A 23,361-nucleotide genomic window follows, 5' to 3' on the forward strand; every position below is an offset into this window, starting at 1 on the left:
ACACCCCAGTGGCATATTCCAAAATTGGGCCGAGATTCTACGGGAGCATAACGCCACCACCTAAGACAATATAAGCATAAGAGAAACTAAATTCCACTACCTGTGGAATATGAAGGTAGTGAATCACTACTAACACTGTACATGCATACAGCTATTTGATCAGCTGGTTTGCTCGCTGACCTCTGCTTTCCAAGGTGCCCGACGCAGCCTGTGCGTGATAATCTTTAAGCCACTCAAGCATGCCTGGGTTGCGATGGCTGAAAAGCCGCTTTTCACAATGCCCCAAAATTGCCCCACGAATTACCGAAAAGCGCTATAAGCCATTGATGAACAAAGCAATTTCTGATTTTTCCGCACACACACCAATGATGCAGCAGTACTGGAAGCTGAAAAATCAGCACCCGGACCAGCTGATGTTCTACCGCATGGGCGACTTCTACGAAATCTTCTACGAAGATGCGAAGAAAGCCGCGAAACTGCTGGACATCACCCTGACCGCGCGCGGTCAGTCGGCCGGCCAGTCGATCCCCATGTGCGGGATTCCATTCCATTCGCTGGAGGGCTACCTGGCCAAGCTGGTCAAGCTTGGCGAATCGGTGGTGATCTGCGAGCAGATCGGCGACCCGGCCACCAGCAAGGGCCCGGTGGAACGCCAGGTGGTGCGCATCATCACCCCCGGCACGGTCAGTGACGAGGCCCTGCTCGACGAGCGCCGAGACAACCTGATCGCCGCCCTGCTCGGTGACGAACGCCTGTTCGGCTTGGCGGTGCTGGACATCACCAGCGGCAATTTCAGCGTGCAGGAGATCAAAGGCTGGGAAAACCTGCTGGCCGAGCTCGAGCGCCTGAACCCGGTAGAGCTGCTGATCCCCGACGATTGGCCGCGCGACCTGCCCGCCGAGAAACGCCCGGGTGCCCGTCGCCGCGCGCCGTGGGACTTCGACCGCGATTCGGCGCGTAAGGCCCTGTGCCAGCAATTCGCGACCAAGGACCTCAAGGGCTTTGGCTGTGACAAGCTGACCCTGGCAATCGGCGCCGCTGGCTGCCTGCTGACCTACGCCAAGGAAACCCAGCGTACGGCCCTGCCGCACCTGCGCAGCCTGCGCCACGAGCGCCTGGATGACACGGTGATCCTCGACGGCGCCAGCCGCCGTAACCTGGAACTGGACGTCAACCTGGCCGGCGGCCGCGACAACACCCTGCAATCGGTGATCGACCGCTGCCAGACCGCCATGGCCAGCCGCCTGCTGACCCGCTGGCTGAACCGCCCGCTGCGCGACCTCAAGGTGCTACAGGCACGCCAGGACTCGATCCGCTGCCTGCTCGACGGCTACCGCTTCGAAAAGCTGCAGCCGCAGCTCAAGGAAATCGGCGATATCGAGCGGATCCTCGCCCGTATTGGCCTGCGCAATGCCCGCCCGCGTGACCTGGCGCGCCTGCGCGACGCCCTCGGCGCCCTGCCCGAGCTGCAGAACGCCATGAGCGAGCTGGAAGCGCCGCACCTGGCACGCCTGGCCGCCATTACCGGCACCTACCCGGAGCTGGCCAGCCTGCTGGAACGCGCAATCATCGACAACCCGCCAGCGGTCATCCGCGACGGCGGCGTGCTCAAGGCCGGCTACGACAGCGAGCTGGACGAACTGCTGGCGATCAGCGAGAACGCCGGCCAGTTCCTCATCGACCTGGAAACCCGCGAGAAGGCCCGCACGGGCCTGGCCAACCTCAAGGTCGGCTACAACCGTGTGCACGGCTACTTCATCGAGCTGCCGACCAAGCAGGCCGAGCAGGCACCGGGCGACTATATCCGCCGCCAGACCCTCAAGGGCGCCGAGCGTTTCATCACGCCCGAGCTCAAGGCCTTCGAGGACAAGGCGCTGTCGGCCAAGAGCCGCGCCCTGGCGCGCGAGAAGATGCTCTACGACGCGCTGCTGGAAACCCTCATCAGCCACCTGGCCCCCCTGCAGGACAGCGCTGCCGCACTGGCCGAGATCGACGTTCTGAGCAACCTTGCCGAGCGTGCGCTGAACCTCGACCTGAACTGCCCGCGCTTTACCGACGAGCCGTGCCTGCGCATTGAGCAGGGCCGCCACCCGGTGGTCGAGCAGGTGCTGACCACGCCGTTCGTTGCCAACGACCTGGGCCTGGACAACAGCACGCGCATGCTGATCATCACCGGCCCGAACATGGGCGGTAAGTCCACCTACATGCGCCAGACCGCCCTGATCGTGCTGATGGCGCACATCGGCAGCTTCGTCCCGGCCGCCAGCTGCGAGCTGTCGCTGGTCGACCGCATCTTCACCCGCATCGGCTCCAGCGACGACCTGGCCGGCGGGCGTTCGACCTTCATGGTCGAGATGAGCGAAACCGCCAACATCCTGCACAACGCGACCGACCGTAGCCTGGTGCTGATGGACGAAGTCGGCCGCGGCACCAGCACCTTCGACGGCCTGTCGCTGGCCTGGGCCGCCGCCGAGCGCCTGGCCGAGCTGCGTGCCTACACCCTGTTCGCCACCCACTACTTCGAGCTGACCGTGCTGCCGGAGAGTGAACCGCTGGTGGCCAACGTGCACCTGAACGCCACCGAGCACAACGAGCGAATCGTCTTCCTGCATCACGTTCTGCCTGGCCCTGCCAGCCAGAGCTATGGCCTGGCCGTGGCGCAGCTGGCGGGTGTGCCGGCGCCAGTGATCCTGCGCGCACGCGAGCACCTGGGCCGGCTGGAAACCACCAGCCTGCCCCATGAGGCACCGGTGACCAAGAAGGCCAAGGACGAGCCGCAAGTCCCACACCAGAGCGACCTTTTCGCCAGCCTGCCACACCCGGCCATCGAGAAGCTGGGCAAGCTGGACTTGGATGACATGACCCCGCGTCAAGCTATCGAAATGCTATATCAACTAAAGAACCTGTTATAACGGCGCCCACTACAAGCTGGTAGAATCCGCCGCGGTTTGCTGGTGCTGCAGGTTATTAGCCTGGCCTGCAGCCACATGCCTGTAAACCGCGCGGCCCTGAGAGGAAGGGCCGCCGCCGTCGCCTGAGGAGAGAACTAGAAATGACCTTCGTCGTCACCGACAACTGCATCAAATGCAAATACACCGACTGCGTGGAAGTCTGTCCGGTGGACTGCTTCTACGAAGGCCCGAACTTCCTGGTGATTCACCCGGACGAGTGCATCGACTGTGCACTGTGCGAGCCTGAGTGCCCAGCCCAGGCGATCTTCTCGGAAGACGAGATCCCTGCCGGCATGGAAAACTTCATCGAGCTCAACGCCGAGCTGGCGGAAATCTGGCCGAACATCACCGAGCGCAAGGATGCCCTGCCCGACGCTGAAGAGTGGGACGGCAAGACCGGCAAGATCGCCGATCTGGAGCGCTAAGCGCCCGAACACAAAAAAGGCCCGCAACGGGCCTTTTTTCATTTTCTGCGGGCAAAAAAAAGGGGCGGTTTGACCCGCCCACATTTTTTCCGTAGTCCCTGCTTGTCCCAAACATCATCCTGATGAAATCGCTTCTTGCGATGTCCCTGGCCTTCTCCCTGAAAGCCTGTGCATGTCCGTGTGCACAGTTCGAATACTAGCGAGTTCCCTGAGGCAGGCAACTGCGAGATCTCTCAGGATGTTACTGGGGACACATTTCCACATAACCAAAAAACGTATTAATTTCAGTAAGTTAAGAAAAAGCGGGATCAAAAAACGACTTTGATTTACTGGTAGTTACACAGATGGCTTACATAAAGAGTAAGCAAAGGCTTACACGCCGTGCATCAGGGGTAGCGCCGTACACATTCCTCGGCTTCAGAATTACGCCAGTCATTGCCGGCCTCTTCGCGGGACAAGCCCGCTCCTACAGGTAATTGCGATCTCCCGTAGACGCGGGCTTGCCCCGAAAACAAAAACGCCCCGAGGTCATCGGGGCGCTTCAGATACCGTTAAGCCAGGCTTACTGGAACAGCGACTCGCTGGAAAGCCCGTTCTTCTCGAGGATCTCGCGCAGGCGCTTAAGCCCTTCCACCTGGATCTGCCGCACACGTTCGCGGGTCAGGCCGATCTCCAGGCCAACATCTTCCAGGGTGCTGCTCTCATGCCCACGCAGGCCGAAGCGGCGAACCACAACCTCACGCTGCTTGTCGGTCAGCTCACCCAGCCACTGATCAATGCTCTGCGACAGATCATCGTCCTGCAGCAATTCGCACGGATCGGTCGGGCGGTCATCGGTCAGGGTGTCGAGCAGGGTCTTGTCCGAGTCCGGGCCAAGCGACACGTCAACGGAAGACACACGCTCGTTCAGGCCCAGCATGCGCTTGACCTCGGCGACCGGTTTCTCCAGCAGGGTGGCGATTTCTTCAGGCGACGGCTCGTGGTCGAGCTTCTGGGTCAGTTCCCGCGCGGCGCGCAGGTAAACGTTGAGCTCCTTGACCACGTGGATCGGCAAGCGAATGGTGCGGGTCTGGTTCATGATCGCCCGCTCGATGGTCTGGCGGATCCACCAGGTCGCGTAGGTCGAGAAGCGGAAACCGCGCTCCGGGTCGAACTTCTCCACCGCGCGGATCAACCCCAGGTTGCCCTCCTCGATCAGGTCGAGCAGCGACAGGCCACGGTTGACGTAACGACGGGCAATTTTCACAACCAGGCGCAGGTTGCTTTCGATCATGCGCTTGCGGCCGGCAGGGTCACCCTTTTGCGACAGGCGCGCAAAGTGCACTTCCTCTTCCGGCGAAAGCAGAGGCGAGAATCCGATCTCGTTGAGATACAGCTGGGTGGCATCGAGCGCCCGGCTGTAATCGATGTACTTGTGTTGCTTGAGCGAAGAGCCCGACTTCGCTCTGGTCCGAACCGACGGTACAGCAGGTTCGTCTGACACCACATCCGTTTCCAAAACGATACCCGTCTCCATGAGGAGGACGTCATCGTCGATGTCAAACTCCGGCGCTTCTTTACTGAGAGCCATTGTTATAGTCCTTTGCTGAGTTCGAACTCAGACTCTTGCGGCGCCTGTCTCCCTGGCAACGCAGGAGCCCGTCCCCTCTACATCCAAGGAACAGGCCGGGGTACAACAATCAACGGCGTGGCAGGAACTGGAGCGGATCGACGGGTTTACCTTGGCGGCGAATCTCGAAATGCAGCTTCACCCGATCTGTGCCCGTAGACCCCATTTCAGCAATCGACTGCCCTGCCTTGACCTGCTGCCCCTCCCGAACCAACAGCCTGCGGTTGTGACCGTAGGCACTGACGTAGGTGTCGCTGTGCTTGATGATGATCAGTTCGCCGTAGCCCCGCAAGCCACTCCCGGCGTAGACCACCGCACCATCAGACGCAGCAAAAACAGGCTGTCCCAAATCACCGGCGATATCAATGCCTTTATTCAAACTACCGTTTGAAGCAAATTTTCCAATGAGCACGCCATTGGCCGGCCACGTCCAGTTCCCCACCGCACGCTCTGCGGCGGGCACCGTGGTAACCGCCGGGGCAGGCGTGGCGGGCGTTGTTGGCGTCGTTTTTCCGCCGTTTTCAGCGGGGGTGATAGGTGTTCCGGCAGGGCGACGAATGACCGTTGTCCGGCTCGATGAGGACGGGCTGGAGACCACGGTACTGCTGCCGGTGGAGCCACTGCTGAAACGGATGGCCTGGCCCGGGCGGATGGTGTACGGGGCGGCAATGCCGTTGCGCGCTGCCAGCTCCTTGTAGTCCCAACCATAGCGGAATGCGATGGAGAACAGCGTATCGCCAGGCTTGACGACGTACTGCCCCGAAGTCACTGCCGGGCGCTTGGGCGCAGTAGTGTTTCGATCGACCACGCGCGCACCGCTGGAGCTCGTGCTGGAGCAACCTGTCAGCAAGGTGCCCATGGCCAGTGCAATCAGCAGAAGCTTGAAAGCCGACCGATCCTTGCGCTGCCGAATGACTGTGTGCCCCACCCGCGCTCCCCTCATGGTGCCGAAAATCAATAAGACGATAAGAAATGCAATATTGTTGCAATTATAACCAAGCCAAGCGGCAATGGCAGGGCCCAGGTCCCGCCAGATAGACAGGGCCGCGCCGCAAGAATTCGTTGCTGCTGTAAATATTCCTGGCGGCTCAGGCCAGCGGACCGTTGAGCAGCGGCACGAAACGCACCGCGCCCAGTACGCGACGGGAGAAGCCGTCCTCTTCGCGCACGATCAGCATCAGCTGCTGCACCTCGCCGGCCGGGCCTACCGGAATCACCATGCGCCCCCCCGGCGCCAGTTGGTCGAGCAGCGCCTGCGGCACTTCCGGTGCCACTGCGGTGACGATGATGCCATTGTAGGGCGCCAGCGCCTGCCAGCCATCACAGCCATCGCCCCAGCGAAATACCACGTTGCGCAGGTTGAGCTCGACCAGGCGCTCCTTGGCCCGATCCTGCAGCACCTTGATCCGCTCCACCGAGAACACCCGCTCGACCAGCTGGGCCAGGATGGCGGTCTGGTAGCCTGAGCCGGTGCCGATCTCCAGTACCTTGTCCAACGGCCCCGCCTCCAGCAGCAGCTCACTCATGTGCGCCACCATGAACGGTTGGGAGATGGTCTGGTTGTGCCCGATCGGCAGCGCCGTATCTTCGTAGGCCCGGTGCGCCAGCGCCTCATCGACGAACAGGTGGCGCGGGGTACGGCGAATCACGTCAAGCACCTTGGTGTTCGACACGCCTTCCTCGCAGAGGCGCTGGATCAGCCGCTCGCGCGTTCGCTGCGAGGTCATGCCGATACCGCCACGGCGCTGCAGATCATCCTGTTCACGCATCAGAGCAGGCCCTCCAGCCAGCCGTCGAGCTGTTCGAAGGCATCGTTGAACGTACGGTCCAGCTGCAACGGGGTAATCGATACGTAGCCTTGCATGACGGCATGGAAATCGGTCCCCGGCCCGCCATCCTCGGCATCGCCGGCCACGGCGATCCAGTAGCCTTCCTTGCCACGCGGGTTGACTACCTTGGTCGGCGCCGCCGCCCGCGCCCGATGACCGAGGCGGGTCAGCTGGATGCCCCGGATGTGCTCCAGCGGCAGATTGGGGATGTTGACGTTGAGCACGGTGCGCGGCGGCAGTTGCAGGCGCGGCAGTGCCTCGACCAGGCGCCGGGCGATGTGGGCGGCTGTCGGCAGGTTGTCGGGCAGGCGCGACAACAGCGAGAACGCAAGCGAGGTGCCGCCCAGGAAGCGGCCCTCCAGTGCGGCGGCCACCGTGCCGGAATAGATCACGTCATCGCCCAGGTTGGCCCCTAGGTTGATGCCCGAAACCACCAGGTCGACCGGTTCCGGCAACAGTCCATTGAGCCCCAGGTGCACGCAGTCGGTCGGCGTGCCGTTGAGGCTGATGAAGCCGTTGGCCAGGGTCTGCGGGTGCAGCGGCCGGTCCAGCGTCAGCGAACTGCCGGCGCCGCTCTTGTCTTGATCCGGGGCGATCACCACGCACTCGGCATAATCCGCCAGCGCACCGTGAAGCGCGGCGAGGCCAGGTGCCGTAACACCGTCGTCATTCGAAATCAGAATACGCATGGGCTGTCCGTCTGCCCTGCCGGCACCAGATCGACGAGTTCGCGCACCACCACGGTGGCGAAGCATCCGGCCGGAAGGACGAATTCCAGTTGCAGGATATCAGGCTCAGGATAATGCCACGTCAAGCCGCCAATAGGGAGCCGCAGGATGCGCCGTTCGTGACTCATGCCCGCATACGCGAGCCATTGGCAAAGTGCCAAGTGCTGCTCGCCGATCGCGGTCTCCAACTCGGAGGTCGCGCCAGCTGCGGGCGAAGGGCCTTCTCCCCACATCGGGCCGGTGGGATGCAAATCCAGAATTCCCAGGCGAGGATCAGAACATTCCTGCTCGCCCGCTGGAAAGAAACTACGGCTGTCAGTGAACGCCAACAAATCCCCGACCTGGGCGCGCTGCCAGCTGCCATCGGCGACACGCGCCGCCAGCACCTGGTTGAACACGTAGCTGCGCGCCGCCGAAAGCAAGCGCGAACGCACGTTGCGCTGCTCCGGCAGGGCCTTGCGCGATGCCCAGTCCTGGGCATCGTGGACGTTGCCACCGCCGTGCCCGAAACGCTGGCTGCCGAAGTAGTTCGGCACGCCCTGTTGCTTGAGCTGTTCCAGGCGGGAATCGAGGGCCTGGCGGTCAGCTGCCAGGGCGGTCAGGCGCAGGGTGAAGCCATTTGCCGAATGGGCACCACGCTGCAGTTTGCGCTGGTGGCGCACCTGCTTGAGCACGCGCAGGGTTTCGTCTTCAGCACGCGACAGGTCAGGGTCGGCCTTTCCCGGCAGGTGCAGGCTGAACCACTGGCGGGTCAGGGCCTGGCGATCTTTGAGGCCGGCATAGCTGATGGCACGCGCCGGTACGCCGGCGGCTCGGGCCAGGCGACGAGCGGCTTCTTCGGTGTTGAGGTCGCGCTTCTCGACCCACAGCCACAGGTGCTCGCCCTGGCCGGACAGTGGAATGTCCAGCACCTCGTCGACCTGAAAGTCTTCCGCCACGGCCTTGAGCACAGCGCTGCCCAACGATTCGCCCGACGCGCGCGGGCCCAGCAGGTCCAGTTCGGTCATGCTGGCAGCAACAGGGCAACCGAATGCACGGCAATGCCCTCCTCGCGACCGCAGAAGCCCAGTTTCTCGGTGGTGGTGGCCTTGACGTTGACCTGGTCGAGTTCGACCTGCAGGTCTTCGGCGATCAACTGGCGCATGGTTTCGATATGTGGGGCCATTTTCGGTGCCTGGGCGACAATGGTGGCGTCTACGTTGCCAACTTTCCAGCCCTTGGCCTTGACGATAGCGACCACATGACGCAGCAGTACGCGGCTGTCGGCGCCCTTGAACTGCGGGTCGGTGTCAGGGAAGTGCTTGCCGATGTCGCCCAGTGCTGCGGCGCCGAGCAAGGCATCGCTCAGGGCGTGCAGCAGCACGTCACCGTCGGAATGGGCCAGGAGGCCGTATTTGTGGGGGATACGCACCCCACCCAGGGTAATGAAATCACCGTCGCAGAAACGGTGCACATCGTAGCCGTGGCCAATACGCATAGAAAAACGCCCTGATTGAGTCAGGGCGTGATTCTACCTGCTTTGCAGGAGGTTGGGCGGCTTTTGGACCAGGCTGTTACAGCCGTCCCAGTGCCATCGCGTGATGGCGCAGGTGCTCATCGATGAAGCTGGCGATGAAGTAGTAGCTGTGGTCATAGCCAGGCTGCAGGCGCAGGGTCAGCGCATGCCCCCCTTTGCGTGCGGCCTGCTCCAGCGCTTCAGGCTTGAGCTGCTTCTCGAGGAAGTCATCCCGGTCACCCTGGTCCACCAGCAACGGCGGGCACTCGCCTGCAGGCGTTTCCGCCAGCAGCACACTGGCATCCCAATCACGCCAGCGCGCACGGTCTTCACCCAGGTAGCGGCTGAAGGCCTTCTCGCCCCAAGGGCAATCCATCGGGTTGCTGATCGGCGAGAACGCCGACACGGAGCGATAGCGCCCCGGGTTGCGCAAGGCGCACACCAGCGCGCCATGGCCCCCCATGGAGTGGCCGCTGATGCTGCGCTGGTCGGAGGCCGGGAAGTGCGCCTCGATGAGTGCCGGCAGCTCCCGCACCACATAATCGTGCATGCGGTAATGCTGCGCCCAGGGCTGCTGGGTGGCGTTGAGGTAGAACCCGGCGCCGAGGCCGAAGTCCCAGGCGCCGTCAGGGTCGCCCGGTACCTGTTCGCCCCGCGGGCTGGTGTCGGGGGCGACGATGATCAGCCCGAGCTCGGCGGCCAGGCGCTGGGCGCCGGCCTTCTGCATGAAGTTCTCATCGGTGCAGGTGAGGCCGCTGAGCCAATACAGCACCGGCAGTTTTTCACCCTGCTCGGCCTGCGGTGGCAAGTAGACAGCGAACACCATGTCGCAGCCCAGCACCTTGGAGTGATGCCGGTAACGCTTGTGCCAGCCGCCGAAGCTCTTCTGGCAGGAGATGTTATCCAGGCTCATGGCTGACCTCAGAAGTGGATCACGCTACGGATGCTCTTGCCTTCGTGCATCAGGTCGAAGGCCTTGTTGATGTCTTCCAGGCCCATGGTGTGGGTGATGAAGGTATCCAGCGGGATCTCGCCCTTCTCGGCCATGTCCACGTAGCTTGGCAGCTCGCTGCGGCCGCGTACGCCACCGAATGCCGAACCACGCCAGACGCGGCCGGTCACCAGCTGGAATGGACGGGTGGCGATTTCCTGGCCGGCACCGGCGACACCGATGATCACCGATTCGCCCCAGCCCTTGTGGCAGCATTCCAGGGCCGCGCGCATCAGTTGCACGTTGCCGATGCACTCGAACGAGAAGTCCACGCCACCGTCAGTGAGGTCGACGATCACTTCCTGGATCGGGCGGTCGTAGTCTTTCGGGTTGATGCAGTCGGTGGCACCCAGCTGGCGGGCGATCTCGAACTTGGCCGGGTTGATGTCGATGGCAATGATGCGCGAGGCCTTGGCCTTGACCGCACCGATCACGGCCGACAGGCCGATGCCGCCGAGGCCGAAGATGGCCACGGTGTCACCTGGCTTGACCTTGGCGGTGTTGAGCACCGCGCCAATGCCGGTGGTGACGCCGCAACCGAGCAGGCAGACCTTCTCCAGCGGTGCTTCCTTCTGGATCTTGGCCACGGAGATTTCCGGCAGCACGGTGTACTCGGAGAAGGTCGAGGTGCCCATGTAGTGGAACAGCTGCTGGCCCTTGTACGAGAAGCGCGTGGTGCCGTCCGGCATCAGGCCCTTGCCCTGGGTGGCACGGATGGCCTGGCATAGGTTGGTCTTGCCCGAGAGGCAGAACTTGCACTTGCCGCATTCCGGGGTGTACAGCGGGATCACGTGATCGCCCACCGCCACCGAGGTCACGCCCTCGCCGATCGCTTCGACGATCGCGCCGCCTTCATGGCCGAGGATCGACGGGAAGATGCCTTCCGGGTCGGCACCGGACAGGGTATAGGCGTCGGTGTGGCAGACACCGCTGGCGACCACGCGCAGCAGCACTTCGCCGGCCTTGGGCATGGCCACGTCGACTTCGACGATTTCCAGGGGTTTCTTGGCCTCGAAGGCAACGGCAGCACGGGACTTGATCATCACAGGGTCTCCAGACAGTGGATCGGTTCAGTCCCGCAGTGTAATCCAAGCGCTTTTGATGAATAATCCAGGCAAAGCCAAAACATTATTGCCACACAGGGATAATCCATGAGCAGCCGCTGGGAAGGCATCGACGAATTCGTCGCCGTGGCCGAGTCTGGCCAGTTCACGGCGGCAGCCGAGCGCCTGGGCGTGTCGTCGTCGCACATCAGCCGACAGATCGCCCGCCTGGAAGAACGCCTGCAGACCCGCTTGCTGTACCGCAGTACCCGCCGGGTGGCCTTGAGTGAAGCCGGGCAAACCTTTTTGCAGCATTGCCAACGCCTGCAGGACGGCCGCGAGGAAGCGCTACGCGCCATGGGCGACCTGGCCAGCGAACCCAAGGGCCTGCTGCGCATGACCTGTGCGGTTGCCTATGGCGAACGCTTCATCGTGCCGCTGGTGACACGTTTCATGGCGCTGTATCCGCAACTGCGGGTGGAAGTGGAACTGAGCAACCGCACCCTGGACTTGCTGCACGAAGGCATGGACCTGGCGATCCGCCTGGGCCGCTTGGCCGACTCGCGGCTGGTGGCCACCCGCCTTGCGCCGCGGCGGATGTACCTGTGCGCTTCGCCGGCGTACCTGGAGCGCTATGGGCGGCCGCACAGCCTGTCGGAACTGGCCCGGCACAATTGCCTGATCGGCAGTTCGGACCTTTGGGCTTTGCAGCTGGATGGCCGCGAAATCAGCCAGCGGGTGCAGGGCAACTGGCGCTGCAACAGTGGCCAGGCGGTGCTGGATGCGGCGCTGCTGGGGATGGGGTTGTGCCAGTTGCCGGACTATTACGTGCTTGAGCACTTGAACAGCGGCGCACTAGTGCCCTTGCTCGAAGGGCATCAGCCACCGAATACGGCGGTGTGGGCGCTGTATCCGCAGCAGCGGCATCTGTCGCCGAAGGTCAGGCGGCTGGTGGATTATCTGAAGGAAGGGTTGGCTGGGTTGCCCGAGTATCGGCACAGCTGATGTGCTGGCTTGCCCCGCGAAGAGGCCGGTACAGGTATACGACGATCAGCGCCGCCCAGCCCAGCGCTGTCGCAACCACTCCAGGTCTTCCGGCCGGGTGACCTTGATGTTGTCGCTACGCCCTTCGATCAGTCGTGGCGACTGACCCGACCATTCAATGGCCGACGCCTCATCGGTCACCACCACATCGGAAACCAGGCTCTCGGCCAGGGCCCGATGCAGCGCACCGAGGCGGAACATCTGCGGCGTATAAGCCTGCCAGATGGCGCTGCGGTCGACCGTTGCGGCCACCCGCCCGTTGGCATCGGCGCGCTTGAGGGTGTCGCGTGCTGGCACCGCCAGCAGCCCGCCTACCGGGTCATCAGCCAGTTCCGAGAGCAACTTGTCCAGGTCGCTGCGCGCCAAATTCGGCCGCGCCGCATCGTGCACCAGCACCCAGTCGTTGTCCGACGCCCCTTTGGCATGCAACAGCAGCAAGGCATTGAGCACCGAGTCGGCACGTTCGTCACCACCCGGCGCGCGCTGAATGCGCGGGTCGCTGGCGCAACGCAGGCCTGGCCAGTAAGGGTCGTCTTCGGCAATGCTGACCACCACGCCCTTTAGCGAGGGGTGGCCAAGAAAACAGTCGAGGCTGTGCTCGAGGATGGTCTGCCCGGCCAGCTCCAGGTATTGCTTGGGGCGGTCTGCAGCCATGCGGGCGCCGACGCCCGCAGCAGGAATCACGGCCCAGAAGGCCGGTAGTGTTTCAATCATTTTTGCGGCAGCTGGAAGAGGGTTTCGCCCTCTTTGACCATTCCCAGTTCATGACGAGCCCGTTCTTCGACGGTCTCCATACCTTTCTTCAACTCCAGCACCTCAGCATCGAGCACGCGGTTACGCTCCAGCAGCCGTTCGTTCTCGGCATGCTGTTCGTCGATCTGCTGCTTGAGCTCGGCCACTTGCGCCAGGCTGCCGTTACCCACCCAAAGGCGGTACTGCAGGCCACCGAGCAGCAGGAGCAGGACAAGGAACAACCAATAGGGACTGCGCATCAAGGTATCCAGGTTAAAGACCGCCGCACACGGGCGTCATATAGCACGAAGCCTGGCCGAGGCCAGGCTTCGTCGACAGAAACCCGCATGAAGCGTCAGAAATTTCAGAGCGAAACTTCCGACAGCCTCGGCTGCTGTCTTTTTACCATCTCTTGCTTAGCCGCGAAACTCGGCACGACCACGGTAAACCGCTTTCGCGCCCAGTTGCTCTTCGATACGCAGCAGCTGGTTGTACTTCGAAACGCGATCGGAGCGGCACAGCGAGCCAGTCTTGATCTGGCCAGCAGCGGTACCCACGGCCAGGTCGGCAATGGTCGAGTCTTCGGTTTCACCGGAACGGTGAGAGATCACTGCAGTGTATCCGGCAGCCTTGGCCATCTGGATGGCTTCCAGGGTTTCGGTCAGCGAGCCGATCTGGTTGAACTTGATCAGGATCGAGTTACCGATGCCCTTCTCGATGCCTTCCTTGAGGATCTTGGTGTTGGTCACGAACAGGTCGTCACCGACCAGCTGTACCTTGGCACCGATCTTGTCGGTCAGGATCTTCCAGCCAGCCCAGTCGGACTCGTCCAGGCCGTCTTCGATCGAGATGATCGGGAAGCGCTCGGTCAGGCCTTTCAGGTACTCGGCGAAGCCTTCGGCGTCGAACGACTTGCCTTCACCGGACAGGTTGTACTTGCCGTCTTCGTAGAATTCGGAAGCTGCGCAGTCAAGGGCCAGGGTCACGTCGGTGCCCAGCTTGTAGCCGGCTTTCTCGACGGCTTCGGCGATGGCAGCCAGTGCGTCTTCGTTGGAAGCCAGGTTAGGGGCGAAACCACCCTCGTCACCTACGGCGGTGTTCAGGCCACGGGCCTTCAGCACGGCTTTGAGGTGATGGAAGATTTCGGTGCCCATGCGCAGGCCGTCGGAGAAGGTCTTGGCGCCAACCGGCTGAACCATGAACTCTTGAATGTCGACGTTGTTGTCGGCGTGTTCGCCACCGTTGATGATGTTCATCATCGGAACCGGCATCGAGTACTGGCCCGGGGTGCCGTTCAGGTTGGCGATGTGCGCGTACAGCGGCAGGTCCTGATCCTGTGCAGCGGCCTTGGCGGCAGCCAGGGACACGGCCAGGATGGCGTTGGCGCCCAGCTTGGCCTTGTTCTCGGTACCGTCCAGTTCGATCATGGCGCGGTCCAGGGCCTTCTGGTCGGAAGGATCCTTGCCCAGCAGCAGGTCACGGATCGGGCCGTTGATGTTGGCGACGGCTTTCAGCACGCCCTTGCCCAGGTAACGGCTCTTGTCGCCATCACGCAGCTCCAGCGCTTCGCGCGAGCCGGTGGAAGCACCGGACGGCGCGCAAGCGCTGCCGATGATGCCGTTGTCGAGCAGTACATCGGCTTCCACGGTGGGGTTGCCACGCGAATCGAGAACTTCACGACCTTTGATGTCGACGATTTTTGCCATTGTTGTAAGCACTCCAGAATTGACGAAAACAACGCAACTTTAGGGAATTCTTGCCTTGCACCAGGCGGGGACGCAGCAGGCAGGCCTGGCAGAAGCGACCCCTGACCGAACGGTCAGGGGTAGATCGGGGCGTACTTTACCCGAGAAATGAGCCTTGCGCGGCTTTAACCGTCGGAAAACTCATCAAAGACCTGAAAAAATCAGGCCTTGTTCTTCTGGGCCAGGGCCGCCTTGACGAAGCCGCTGAACAGCGGGTGACCGTCACGCGGGGTGGAGGTGAACTCCGGGTGGAACTGGCAGGCAACGAACCATGGGTGATCCTTGGCCTCGACCACTTCGACCAATGCGCCGTCTTCGGAACGACCGGAAACCACCAGGCCGCCATCGACCAGTTGTGGCAGCAGGTTGTTGTTGACCTCGTAACGGTGACGGTGACGCTCGGTGATGATGTCCTTGCCGTAGCAGTCGTGCACCTTGGAACCGGCCGCCAGTTGGCAGTCCTGAGCGCCCAGGCGCATGGTGCCGCCCAGGTCGGAGGCTTCGGTACGGGTCTCGACGGCACCGGTGGCATCGGCCCACTCGGTGATCAGGCCGACCACCGGGTGGCCGCTGTTGCGGTCGAACTCGGTGGAGTTGGCGTCTTTCCAGCCCATCACGTTACGGGCGAACTCGATCACGGCCACCTGCATGCCCAGGCAGATGCCCAGGTAGGGGACCTTGTTCTCACGGGCGTACTGCACCGCGGTGATCTTGCCTTCCACGCCGCGCAGGCCGAAACCGCCCGGTACCAGGATGGCGTCTGCGCCTTCCAGCAGGCTGGTGCCCTGGTTCTCGATGTCTTCGGAATCGATGTAGCGCAGGTTGACCTTGGTGCGGTTGGTGATGCCGGCGTGGCTCATCGCTTCGATCAGCGACTTGTACGCATCCAGCAGCTCCATGTACTTGCCGACCATGGCGATGGTGACTTCCTGCTCAGGGTTGAGCTTGGCATCAACTACCTTGTCCCACTCGGACAGGTCGGCGCTGTTGCACTGCAGGCCGAAGCGCTCGACGACGAAGTCGTCCAGGCCCTGGGCGTGCAATACACCTGGGATCTTGTAGATGGTGTCGACGTCTTCCAGCGAAATCACCGCACGCTCTTCGACGTTGGTGAACAGCGCGATCTTGCGGCGCGACGAGGCGTCGACCGGGTGGTCGGAACGGCAGATCAGTACGTCAGGCTGCAGGCCGATGGAGCGCAGTTCCTTGACCGAGTGCTGGGTTGGCTTGGTCTTGGTCTCGCCGGCGGTGGCGATGTACGGGACCAGGGTCAGGTGCATCAGCATGGCGCGCTTGGAGCCCACTTCGACACGCAGCTGACGGATCGCCTCGAGGAACGGCTGCGACTCGATGTCACCCACGGTACCGCCGATTTCCACCAGGGCCACGTCGGCATCGCCGGCGCCCTTGATGATGCGACGCTTGATCTCGTCGGTGATGTGCGGGATGACCTGGATGGTCGCGCCCAGGTAGTCACCACGGCGTTCTTTACGCAGCACGTGCTCGTAGATACGGCCGGTGGTGAAGTTGTTGTTCTGGGTCATGGTCGTGCGGATGAACCGCTCGTAGTGGCCCAGGTCGAGGTCGGTCTCGGCGCCATCGTGGGTGACGAACACTTCACCATGCTGGAACGGGCTCATGGTGCCCGGATCGACGTTGATGTACGGATCCAGCTTGAGCATGGTGACCTTCAGGCCCCGCGCTTCCAGGATGGCCGCCAGGGAAGCCGAGGCAATGCCTTTCCCCAATGAAGAAACAACACCGCCCGTGACGAATATGTAGCGCGTCATGAAAAACCCTAGAAGTCTGCGTTAAGGCGGCCAGCGCCGCCGGAGAAAGCGAAGGAAGGCCGAAGCCCCCGATCACCTGCGTCAATCACAGTGCATCTCGAAAAACTGCCGCGTCTGTACAGACCAGGGTATCCCCGGCATGGAGCTCGCTCGTCATTTCCAGAATCAGCCCAGCAAAAAACTGCTTGGTAATCGGCAACTGCTGTGTTTCCGAGGAAGCCACAGAAGTTGTATCAAGAAGGGAGGGTAGTCTACCGGAATGTACCCTTCAGCTCAAACCTTGCGCGTTCGTCGGCAACTGCCAGTGAAGCTGGCAATCGGCCTGCGCCAGCGAAGGCAGATTGGCCACCGCCAGCAGGCGCTCGCCGCAATACAGCAACGGCAGGCGCGGGCGCACGAAGTGCGGGACCTGCAGCTCGTTGAGCAGGCGCTTGAGGTCGCGTCGGCCGCGGCCGGGGATGTCCAACACTTCGCCGCCCTGGCGGTAGGCGACATGCAGGCCATCCATCGGCCGAGTGCACACAAGACGCACATTGCCATTATCCGGCAATGCCAGTGCGACCCCAGGATCGCCCCAGGCCAACGGGCCGGCTGGTTGTTTCAGCCAGTCGCCACTCAACCACCAGATACGCCCGTGACTGCGCACCAGCTGACCGTCGGCCAGACGCCAGATCGGTTGCGCATCCCCTGCCGCATCGCGCAGATCCGCCCAGCCGGCCCAATGGCGGGCATCGGGCAAACGGGTGCGGCGGCTGAGCCAGTACTGCAGTGCGTTGCGCTGACGCGCAGGCGACAGCTCGCCGAGCACGGCCAGATCGAGCGAGCCCAGCCTCGACCAGGCAGGTGAAGCGCCCTCCCCGGCTAGAGCCAGATCACTTTGTGCCAGCTCATCGAGCAGGCCAAGCGCCTCGCCAAGGTGTTCCGCACAGCGGGCCAGGTTCTGGCTGGCCTGCGGCCAGCGTTGCTGCAACACCGGGAACACTTCGCCGCGCAGGTAATTGCGGGCAAAAACCGTGTCGCTGTTCGAGGGGTCTTCGATCCAGATCAGGCCGTGGGCCTGGGCATAGGCATGCAGCTGTTGTCGGGAAACATCCAGCAATGGCCTGACCAGGGTGCCCTGCCCTAGTGGCCGTTGCCAAGGCATCGCTGCCAGGCCGCGCAGGCCGGCACCGCGCAGCAGGCGGTAGAGCAAGGTTTCGGCCTGGTCGTCGCGGTGCTGGGCGGTGAACAGGATGTCGCCTGGACCGAGCACGCGCCTGAAGGCGGCATAGCGGGCGTCGCGGGCGGCCTGTTCGAGACTGGCGCCAGGGGTGACCTGAACGTGAATGACCTGCAGTTCGATACCGAGCTGGTCGCAGATCGACTGGCAATGGGCAGGCCACGCGTCGGCGGCGGATTGCAGGCCGTGGTGGATGTGCAGGGCACGCAGCGCAGGTGATGCATGGTTGCGGGCGTGATTGGCCAGCAGGTGCAGGAGGACAGTGGAATCGAGGCCGCCAGAGAAGGCGATGTACCAGGCGGGGGCGTTGAGCCAGGGGGTGAGGTTGATCATCTGGGCCTCACTTGGCTTGAGATTGGGGTGCTTTGCGCCCCATTCGCGGTGCAAGCCCGCTCCTACAAGCGTTCGCAAAACCCTGTAGGAGCGGGCTTGTCCCGCGAATGGGCCGCAGAGCGGCCCCAGGATCTTTCAGAGGCCGTAGCTCATCAGGCGGTCGTAACGACGGGCCAGCAGCGCGTCATTGTCGAGCTTGCCGAGCATGTCCAGCTGCTGCACCAGGTCGGCACGGATGCTTTCGGACATCTTCGCCGGGTCGCGGTGGGCGCCGCCCAGCGGCTCCTGGATGACCTTGTCGACGATGTTCAGGCTCTTCAGACGCTCAGCGGTGATGCCCATGGCTTCAGCTGCATCGGCCGCCTTGTCGGCGGTCTTCCACAGGATCGAGGCGCAGCCTTCCGGCGAAATCACCGAGTAGGTGGAGTACTGCAGCATGTTCAGCTGGTCGCACACGCCAATGGCCAGTGCACCGCCGGAACCACCCTCACCGATCACGGTGGCGATGATCGGGGTCTTCAGGCGGGCCATGACGCGCAGGTTCCAGGCGATGGCTTCGCTCTGGTTGCGCTCTTCGGCGTCGATGCCCGGGTAGGCGCCCGGGGTGTCGATGAAGGTCAGGATCGGCATCTTGAAGCGCTCGGCCATTTCCATCAGGCGGCAAGCCTTGCGGTAGCCTTCAGGGCGCGGCATGCCGAAGTTGCGGCGAACCTTTTCGCGCACTTCGCGACCCTTCTGGTGGCCGATGACCATGACCGGCTTGCCGTCCAGGCGCGCAGTACCACCGACGATGGCGGCGTCGTCGGAGAAGTGGCGGTCACCGTGCAGCTCTTCGAACTCGGTGAAGATGTGATCCAGGTAGTCCAAGGTGTATGGACGACGCGGATGACGGGCCAGGCGGGCGATCTGCCAGCTGGTCAGGTTGCCGAAGATGCTTTCGGTCAGGGTGTTGCTCTTGTCTTGCAGACGGGCAATTTCATCGCTGATGTTCAGCGAGTTGTCGTTGCCTACCAGGCGCAGGCCTTCGATCTTGGCTTGCAGGTCGGCAATCGGCTGTTCGAAATCGAGAAAATTCGGGTTCATAGTCATCCGTCTTGGGTCTACGGCCAGGCGGCCGGCCGGTTGATCCGTTTGGCGCCCTACCTTAAGGGATCAGGCGCATATAGGTCGAGATTAAATTTCGTCGATTCAACGATATTGCAGGAAGACGTTCTCACGCCCGAACTGGTCACGCAGTGCCTGAATCAGGCCATCGGCCGGGTCGATTTTCCACTGTTCGCCGAACTGCAACATGGCCTTGGCGTCGCTGCCGGTGTACTCCAGGGTAATCGGGCAGGCCCCGCGGTGACGGGTGATCAACTCGCCCAGCCACTTCAGGCGGTCGCCCTTGAGCGCTTCGTGTGCCACTTTCAGGCGCAGGCTCTCGGCCAGCTTGGTACGCGCGTCCTCCATGGTCATCACCTGCTTCACCCGCAGGCGCAGGCCACCGGAGAAATCGTCATTGCTGACCTCGCCCTCGACCACCACCATGGCATCGTTCTGCAGCAAGGACTGTGCCGCCATGTAGGAATCGGCAAACAGCGAAGCCTCGATGCGCCCGGAACGGTCATCCAGGGTGACGAAGCCCATCTTGTCGCCCTTCTTGTTCTTCATGACCCGTAGGGCAATGATCATCCCGGCGATGGTCTGGGTCTCGCGCGACGGCTTGAGGTCGATGATGCGCTGGCGGGCGAAGCGGCGAATCTCGGCCTCATACTCATCGATCGGGTGGCCGGTGAGATACAGGCCCAAGGTGTCCTTCTCGCCCTTCAGGCGCTCCTTGAGGGTCAGTTCGCGCACCTTGCGGTGGTTGGCGTAGACGTCGACATCCGCCTCGTCGAACATGCCCCCGAACAGGTCGACGTGACCACTGTCAGCGGTATGGGCCGCCTGCTCGGCGGCCTTGATGGCCTCACCCAGGGCAGACAGCAACGTCGCACGGTTGATGTCGATATTGGCCTGATAGGCCTTGATCTCATCATGGAAATGCGGGCCCAGGCGATCCAGTGCCCCGCTGCGGATCAATGCATCGAGGGTACGCTTGTTGACCCGCTTGAGGTCGATACGCTCGCAGAAGTCGAACAGGTCCTTGAACGGCCCGCCCTGGGCACGCGCCTCGACGATGGCCTCCACCGGGCCCTCGCCGACACCCTTGATCGCACCCAGGCCGTAGACGATGCGGCCGTCGTTGTTGACGGTGAACTTGAAGTCGGAGAAGTTCACGTCCGGCGCATCGAGGCGCAGCTTCATGCTGCGCACTTCCTCGACCAGCACCACCACCTTGTCGGTGTTGTGCATGTCCGCCGAGAGTACCGCGGCCATGAACGGTGCTGGGTGGTGGGTCTTCAGCCAGGCAGTCTGGTACGAAACCAGGCCATAGGCGGCGGAGTGGGATTTGTTGAAGCCGTAACCGGCGAATTTCTCTACCAGGTCGAAGATGTTACCGGCCAGGTCCGCATCGATGTTGTTGGCAACGCAACCTTCGATGAAGCCACCGCGCTGCTTGGCCATCTCCTCGGGCTTTTTCTTACCCATGGCTCGACGCAGCATGTCAGCGCCGCCGAGGGTGTAGCCCGCCATAACCTGGGCGATCTGCATCACCTGTTCCTGGTACAGAATGATGCCGTAGGTCGGCGCCAGTACCGGTTTGAGGCCTTCGTACTGGTAGTCGGAGTGCGGGTAGGCCAGCTCGGCGCGTCCGTGCTTGCGGTTGATGAAGTCATCCACCATGCCCGACTGCAGCGGGCCCGGGCGGAACAGTGCCACCAGTGCGATGAGGTCTTCCAGGCAGTCGGGCTTGAGCTTCTTGATCAGCTCCTTCATGCCGCGGGATTCAAGCTGGAACACCGCCGTGGTTTCGGCCTTCTGCAACAGCTCGTAGGTCTTGCGGTCGTCCAGCGGGATGAAGTCGATGTTGAGGTCGGGCAGGTTCTTCTTGGCCTGCTCGCGGTTGATGATCTCCATCGCCCACTTGATGATGGTCAGGGTACGCAGGCCGAGGAAGTCGAACTTCACAAGGCCCGCAGCCTCGACGTCGTCCTTGTCGAACTGGGTCACCAGGCCGCCGCCCTCTTCGTCACAGGCGATCGGCGAGAAGTCGGTGAGCTTGGTCGGGGCGATCACCACGCCACCGGCGTGCTTGCCGGTACCACGGGTGACACCTTCGAGCTTGAGCGCCATGTCCCAGATCTCACGGGCATCCTCGTCGCCCTTGAGGAAGTCGCGCAGGATCTCTTCCTGCTCGTAGGCTTTCTCCAGGGTCATGCCCACTTCGAACGGGATCATCTTCGACAAGCGGTCGGCCAGGCCATAGGACTTGCCCTGCACCCGCGCCACGTCGCGCACCACCGCCTTGGCGGCCATGGTGCCGAAGGTGATGATCTGGCTCACGGCGTTGCGGCCATAGGCTTCGGCCACATAGTCGATCACCCGGTCACGGCCGTCCATGCAGAAGTCGACGTCGAAGTCGGGCATGGAAATACGTTCAGGGTTGAGGAAACGCTCGAACAGCAGGTCGTAGGCCAGCGGGTCGAGGTCGGTGATCTTCAGCACGTAGGCCACCAGCGAGCCCGCACCCGAACCCCGCCCCGGGCCCACTGGCACGTCGTTGTTCTTGGCCCACTTGATGAAGTCCATAACGATCAGGAAGTAACCGGGGAAGCCCATCTGGATGATGATGTCCAGTTCGAACTTCAGGCGGTCCAAATAGACCTGGCGCTTCTCTTCGTAATTCGGTGTGGTCTCTTTCGGCCAGAGCACCGCCAGGCGCTCTTCCAGGCCTTCGTAGGAGACGTGGCGCAGGTAGTCATCAATGCCCATGCCATTAGGCGTCGGGAAGTCGGGCAGGAAGTATTTGCCGAGTTGCACCTGGATGTTGCAGCGCTTGGCAATCTCGACGGTGTTGGCAATGGCGTCGGGCAGGTCGCTGAACAGCTCGGCCATTTCCTCGGCCGACTTCAGGTACTGCTGGTCGCTGTAGCCACGCGGGCGGCGAGGATCATCGAGGGTCCAGCCCTCGCCGATGCAAACGCGAGTCTCGTGGGCATCGAAGTCGGACTGCTTGATGAAGCGCACATCGTTGGTGGCGACCAGTGGCGCGCCAAGCTGATCGGCCAGTGCCACGGCGGCGTGCACGTATTCCTCGTCGCCGGCGCGGTTGGTGCGCTGCACCTCGACATAGAAACGCTCGGGGAACATGCCCATCCAGTCGCGCAGCAGGGCTTCGGCCTCATCCTGGCGACCATTCATCAGGGCCATGCCGATATCGCCTTCCTTGCCTGCGGAGAGGGCAATCAGCCCTTCGCTGGCGGGGGCGATCCACTCACGCTGGAGGATCACCAGGCCGTTGCGCTGGCCATCGGTCCAGCCACGGGAGATCAACTCGGTGAGGTTGCGATAGCCCTTGGGGTCCATGGCCAGAAGGCAGATGCGCGACAGCGGTGCTTCCGGGTCGGCGCCGGCCAGCCACAAGTCGGCACCGCAGATCGGCTTGATCCCGGCGCCCATGGCAGTCTTGTAGAACTTGACCAGCGAGCACATGTTGCTCTGGTCGGTGATCGCCACCGCCGGCATGTTCATCCCTGCCAGCGCCTTGGCCAGCGGCTTGATCCGCACCAGGCCGTCGACCAGCGAGAATTCGGAGTGGACGCGCAGGTGAACGAAGGTAACCGACATGGAAAGTCCTGTAGCAGTGCTGAACGACAAGGGCGGGATTGTAGCGTAATTGCTTAAAACATTTGGGGCCGCATAGCGGCCCCAGTTCATCAGATCAACGAGTCGGTAATGCCTTCGCGGGCTTCCCAGGCGGCCCGCACCGGGCCGAACGAACGCCGATGAATGGGCGTGGGGCCCAGGCGCGCGAGCGCTTCAAGGTGCACAGGTGTCGGGTAGCCTTTATGCCCACCAATCCCGTATCCCGGGTAGATCAGCTCGAACGCGCTCATCTCCCGGTCGCGGGTCACCTTGGCCAGGATCGATGCCGCGGCGATTGCCGGCACCTGGCTATCGCCCTTGACCACCGGTGCAGCTGGCACCGCCAGTTTCGGGCAACGGTTACCATCGATCAGTGCCAGCTTCGGCGTCACGTGCAGCCCTTCCACCGCTCGCTGCATGGCCAGCATGGTGGCGTGCAGGATATTCAGCCGATCGATCTCGTCGACTTCGGCGCGGGCGATGCAGAAGCTCAGGGCTTTTTCGCAGATCTCGTCGAAAAGCGCCTCGCGCTTGGCTTCGGTGAGTTTCTTCGAGTCGTTCAGGCCCAGAATCGGCCGAGCCGGGTCGAGGATCACCGCCGCCGTGACCACCGCACCGCACAGCGGGCCGCGGCCGACTTCGTCGACACCGGCGACCAGGTCTTCGACCAGGTTGAAGTCCAGTCCAATCTGCATG

19 protein-coding genes are annotated in these 23,361 nt (G+C 62.7%); 3 read left to right on the forward strand and 16 right to left on the reverse strand.

The genetic code is table 11. The annotated features are described in order from the left end of the window. Nucleotides 1–338 precede the first annotated feature (338 nt). Together mutS and fdxA are read left to right on the forward strand one after the other, a co-directional pair. Nucleotides 339–2,912, forward strand: a complete 2,574-nt coding sequence (mutS, locus tag BGP85_RS23190) for a DNA mismatch repair protein MutS (protein WP_181004447.1) — start codon at nt 339–341, stop codon at nt 2,910–2,912. A 140-nt stretch (nt 2,913–3,052) separates the two neighbouring features. Further along, nucleotides 3,053–3,376 carry a ferredoxin FdxA gene (gene fdxA, locus BGP85_RS23195; protein ID WP_051097441.1) on the forward strand — a complete coding sequence of 108 codons (324 nt, stop codon included), beginning with the start codon at nt 3,053–3,055 and terminating at the stop codon, nt 3,374–3,376. A gap of 562 nt (nt 3,377–3,938) precedes the next feature. Here the strand turns inward: fdxA and rpoS are convergent. The 8 genes from rpoS to BGP85_RS23235 all read right to left on the reverse strand — a co-directional run bounded on the left by rpoS (nt 3,939) and on the right by BGP85_RS23235 (nt 11,071). After that, nucleotides 3,939–4,946 carry an RNA polymerase sigma factor RpoS gene (gene rpoS, locus BGP85_RS23200; RefSeq protein WP_016392283.1) on the reverse strand — a complete coding sequence of 336 codons (1,008 nt, stop codon included), beginning with the start codon at nt 4,944–4,946 and terminating at the stop codon, nt 3,939–3,941. 109 nt (nt 4,947–5,055) lie between these two features. After that, nucleotides 5,056–5,913 (reverse strand): peptidoglycan DD-metalloendopeptidase family protein, encoded by an 858-nt coding sequence (locus BGP85_RS23205; RefSeq protein WP_103446220.1) that lies wholly within the window; start codon nt 5,911–5,913, stop codon nt 5,056–5,058. A 160-nt stretch (nt 5,914–6,073) separates the two neighbouring features. Further along, nucleotides 6,074–6,712 (reverse strand): protein-L-isoaspartate(D-aspartate) O-methyltransferase, encoded by a 639-nt coding sequence (locus tag BGP85_RS23210; protein WP_181004448.1) that lies wholly within the window; start codon nt 6,710–6,712, stop codon nt 6,074–6,076. Between the two features lie 41 nt (nt 6,713–6,753). Beyond that, nucleotides 6,754–7,503, reverse strand: coding sequence for a 5'/3'-nucleotidase SurE (surE, locus tag BGP85_RS23215; protein WP_060510080.1), 750 nt, complete (start codon nt 7,501–7,503; stop codon nt 6,754–6,756). Beyond that, a complete protein-coding gene (truD, locus tag BGP85_RS23220; protein WP_103445316.1) occupies nt 7,491–8,549 on the reverse strand; it encodes a tRNA pseudouridine(13) synthase TruD in 1,059 nt (352 codons plus the stop codon). The genes surE and truD overlap by 13 nt, the downstream gene beginning before the upstream one ends. Then, a complete protein-coding gene (gene ispF, locus BGP85_RS23225) occupies nt 8,546–9,019 on the reverse strand; it encodes a 2-C-methyl-D-erythritol 2,4-cyclodiphosphate synthase (protein ID WP_103445317.1) in 474 nt (157 codons plus the stop codon). Before ispF ends, truD begins: the two co-directional genes overlap by 4 nt. 76 nt (nt 9,020–9,095) lie before the next feature. Beyond that, the gene (gene fghA, locus BGP85_RS23230) at nt 9,096–9,950 is read right to left on the reverse strand and encodes an S-formylglutathione hydrolase (protein WP_103445318.1); all 855 of its coding nucleotides are present in this window, start codon (nt 9,948–9,950) and stop codon (nt 9,096–9,098) included. An 8-nt stretch (nt 9,951–9,958) separates the two neighbouring features. Continuing rightward, nucleotides 9,959–11,071: an S-(hydroxymethyl)glutathione dehydrogenase/class III alcohol dehydrogenase gene (locus BGP85_RS23235; protein ID WP_103445319.1), complete on the reverse strand. Its 1,113-nt coding sequence runs from the start codon at nt 11,069–11,071 to the stop codon at nt 9,959–9,961. Nucleotides 11,072–11,179: 108 nt separating this feature from the next. On the opposite strand from BGP85_RS23235, the gene BGP85_RS23240 reads away from it, so the two are divergent. Next, nucleotides 11,180–12,076, forward strand: a complete 897-nt coding sequence (locus BGP85_RS23240) for a LysR substrate-binding domain-containing protein (protein ID WP_103445320.1) — start codon at nt 11,180–11,182, stop codon at nt 12,074–12,076. A gap of 45 nt (nt 12,077–12,121) precedes the next feature. On the opposite strand, the gene ispD is transcribed toward BGP85_RS23240, so the two are convergent. The 8 genes from ispD to rnhB form a co-directional block, all read right to left on the reverse strand. Further along, nucleotides 12,122–12,829, reverse strand: a complete 708-nt coding sequence (ispD, locus tag BGP85_RS23245) for a 2-C-methyl-D-erythritol 4-phosphate cytidylyltransferase (protein ID WP_103445321.1) — start codon at nt 12,827–12,829, stop codon at nt 12,122–12,124. Continuing rightward, nucleotides 12,826–13,107, reverse strand: coding sequence for a cell division protein FtsB (gene ftsB, locus BGP85_RS23250; protein ID WP_023534037.1), 282 nt, complete (start codon nt 13,105–13,107; stop codon nt 12,826–12,828). The genes ispD and ftsB overlap by 4 nt, the downstream gene beginning before the upstream one ends. A 156-nt stretch (nt 13,108–13,263) precedes the next feature. Then, entirely contained in the window at nt 13,264–14,553 is a 1,290-nt protein-coding gene (gene eno / locus BGP85_RS23255) for a phosphopyruvate hydratase (RefSeq protein ID WP_054885360.1), read from the reverse strand. A gap of 200 nt (nt 14,554–14,753) precedes the next feature. Further along, complete coding sequence (locus BGP85_RS23260; protein WP_079229451.1) at nt 14,754–16,382, reverse strand: CTP synthase; 1,629 nt, start codon at nt 16,380–16,382, stop codon at nt 14,754–14,756. A 268-nt stretch (nt 16,383–16,650) separates the two neighbouring features. After that, entirely contained in the window at nt 16,651–17,934 is a 1,284-nt protein-coding gene (gene tilS, locus BGP85_RS23265; protein ID WP_103445322.1) for a tRNA lysidine(34) synthetase TilS, read from the reverse strand. Between the two features lie 135 nt (nt 17,935–18,069). Then, nucleotides 18,070–19,017 (reverse strand): acetyl-CoA carboxylase carboxyl transferase subunit alpha, encoded by a 948-nt coding sequence (gene accA / locus BGP85_RS23270; RefSeq protein ID WP_103445323.1) that lies wholly within the window; start codon nt 19,015–19,017, stop codon nt 18,070–18,072. 105 nt (nt 19,018–19,122) lie between these two features. Further along, nucleotides 19,123–22,647, reverse strand: coding sequence for a DNA polymerase III subunit alpha (dnaE, locus tag BGP85_RS23275; protein ID WP_103445324.1), 3,525 nt, complete (start codon nt 22,645–22,647; stop codon nt 19,123–19,125). 89 nt (nt 22,648–22,736) lie between these two features. Continuing rightward, complete coding sequence (rnhB, locus tag BGP85_RS23280) at nt 22,737–23,360, reverse strand: ribonuclease HII (RefSeq protein ID WP_103445325.1); 624 nt, start codon at nt 23,358–23,360, stop codon at nt 22,737–22,739. Nucleotide 23,361: the final 1 nt, after the last annotated feature.

This window comes from Pseudomonas putida, from assembly GCF_002906855.1.
Lineage (GTDB): Bacteria > Pseudomonadota > Gammaproteobacteria > Pseudomonadales > Pseudomonadaceae > Aquipseudomonas > Aquipseudomonas putida_N.

Coding starts and splice junctions, on each gene's coding strand:
- tilS (WP_103445322.1), bottom strand. CDS start 17,934: ATGATCAACCTCACCCCCTGGCTCAACGCCCCCGCCTGGTACATCGCC.
- accA (WP_103445323.1), bottom strand. CDS start 19,017: ATGAACCCGAATTTTCTCGATTTCGAACAGCCGATTGCCGACCTGCAA.
- ftsB (WP_023534037.1), bottom strand. CDS start 13,107: ATGCGCAGTCCCTATTGGTTGTTCCTTGTCCTGCTCCTGCTGCTCGGT.
- rpoS (WP_016392283.1), bottom strand. CDS start 4,946: ATGGCTCTCAGTAAAGAAGCGCCGGAGTTTGACATCGACGATGACGTC.
- dnaE (WP_103445324.1), bottom strand. CDS start 22,647: ATGTCGGTTACCTTCGTTCACCTGCGCGTCCACTCCGAATTCTCGCTG.
- ispD (WP_103445321.1), bottom strand. CDS start 12,829: ATGATTGAAACACTACCGGCCTTCTGGGCCGTGATTCCTGCTGCGGGC.
- BGP85_RS23260 (WP_079229451.1), bottom strand. CDS start 16,382: ATGACGCGCTACATATTCGTCACGGGCGGTGTTGTTTCTTCATTGGGG.
- ispF (WP_103445317.1), bottom strand. CDS start 9,019: ATGCGTATTGGCCACGGCTACGATGTGCACCGTTTCTGCGACGGTGAT.
- truD (WP_103445316.1), bottom strand. CDS start 8,549: ATGACCGAACTGGACCTGCTGGGCCCGCGCGCGTCGGGCGAATCGTTG.
- surE (WP_060510080.1), bottom strand. CDS start 7,503: ATGCGTATTCTGATTTCGAATGACGACGGTGTTACGGCACCTGGCCTC.
- fghA (WP_103445318.1), bottom strand. CDS start 9,950: ATGAGCCTGGATAACATCTCCTGCCAGAAGAGCTTCGGCGGCTGGCAC.
- BGP85_RS23235 (WP_103445319.1), bottom strand. CDS start 11,071: ATGATCAAGTCCCGTGCTGCCGTTGCCTTCGAGGCCAAGAAACCCCTG.
- eno (WP_054885360.1), bottom strand. CDS start 14,553: ATGGCAAAAATCGTCGACATCAAAGGTCGTGAAGTTCTCGATTCGCGT.
- rnhB (WP_103445325.1), bottom strand. CDS start 23,360: ATGCAGATTGGACTGGACTTCAACCTGGTCGAAGACCTGGTCGCCGGT.
- fdxA (WP_051097441.1), top strand. CDS start 3,053: ATGACCTTCGTCGTCACCGACAACTGCATCAAATGCAAATACACCGAC.
- BGP85_RS23210 (WP_181004448.1), bottom strand. CDS start 6,712: ATGACCTCGCAGCGAACGCGCGAGCGGCTGATCCAGCGCCTCTGCGAG.
- BGP85_RS23240 (WP_103445320.1), top strand. CDS start 11,180: ATGAGCAGCCGCTGGGAAGGCATCGACGAATTCGTCGCCGTGGCCGAG.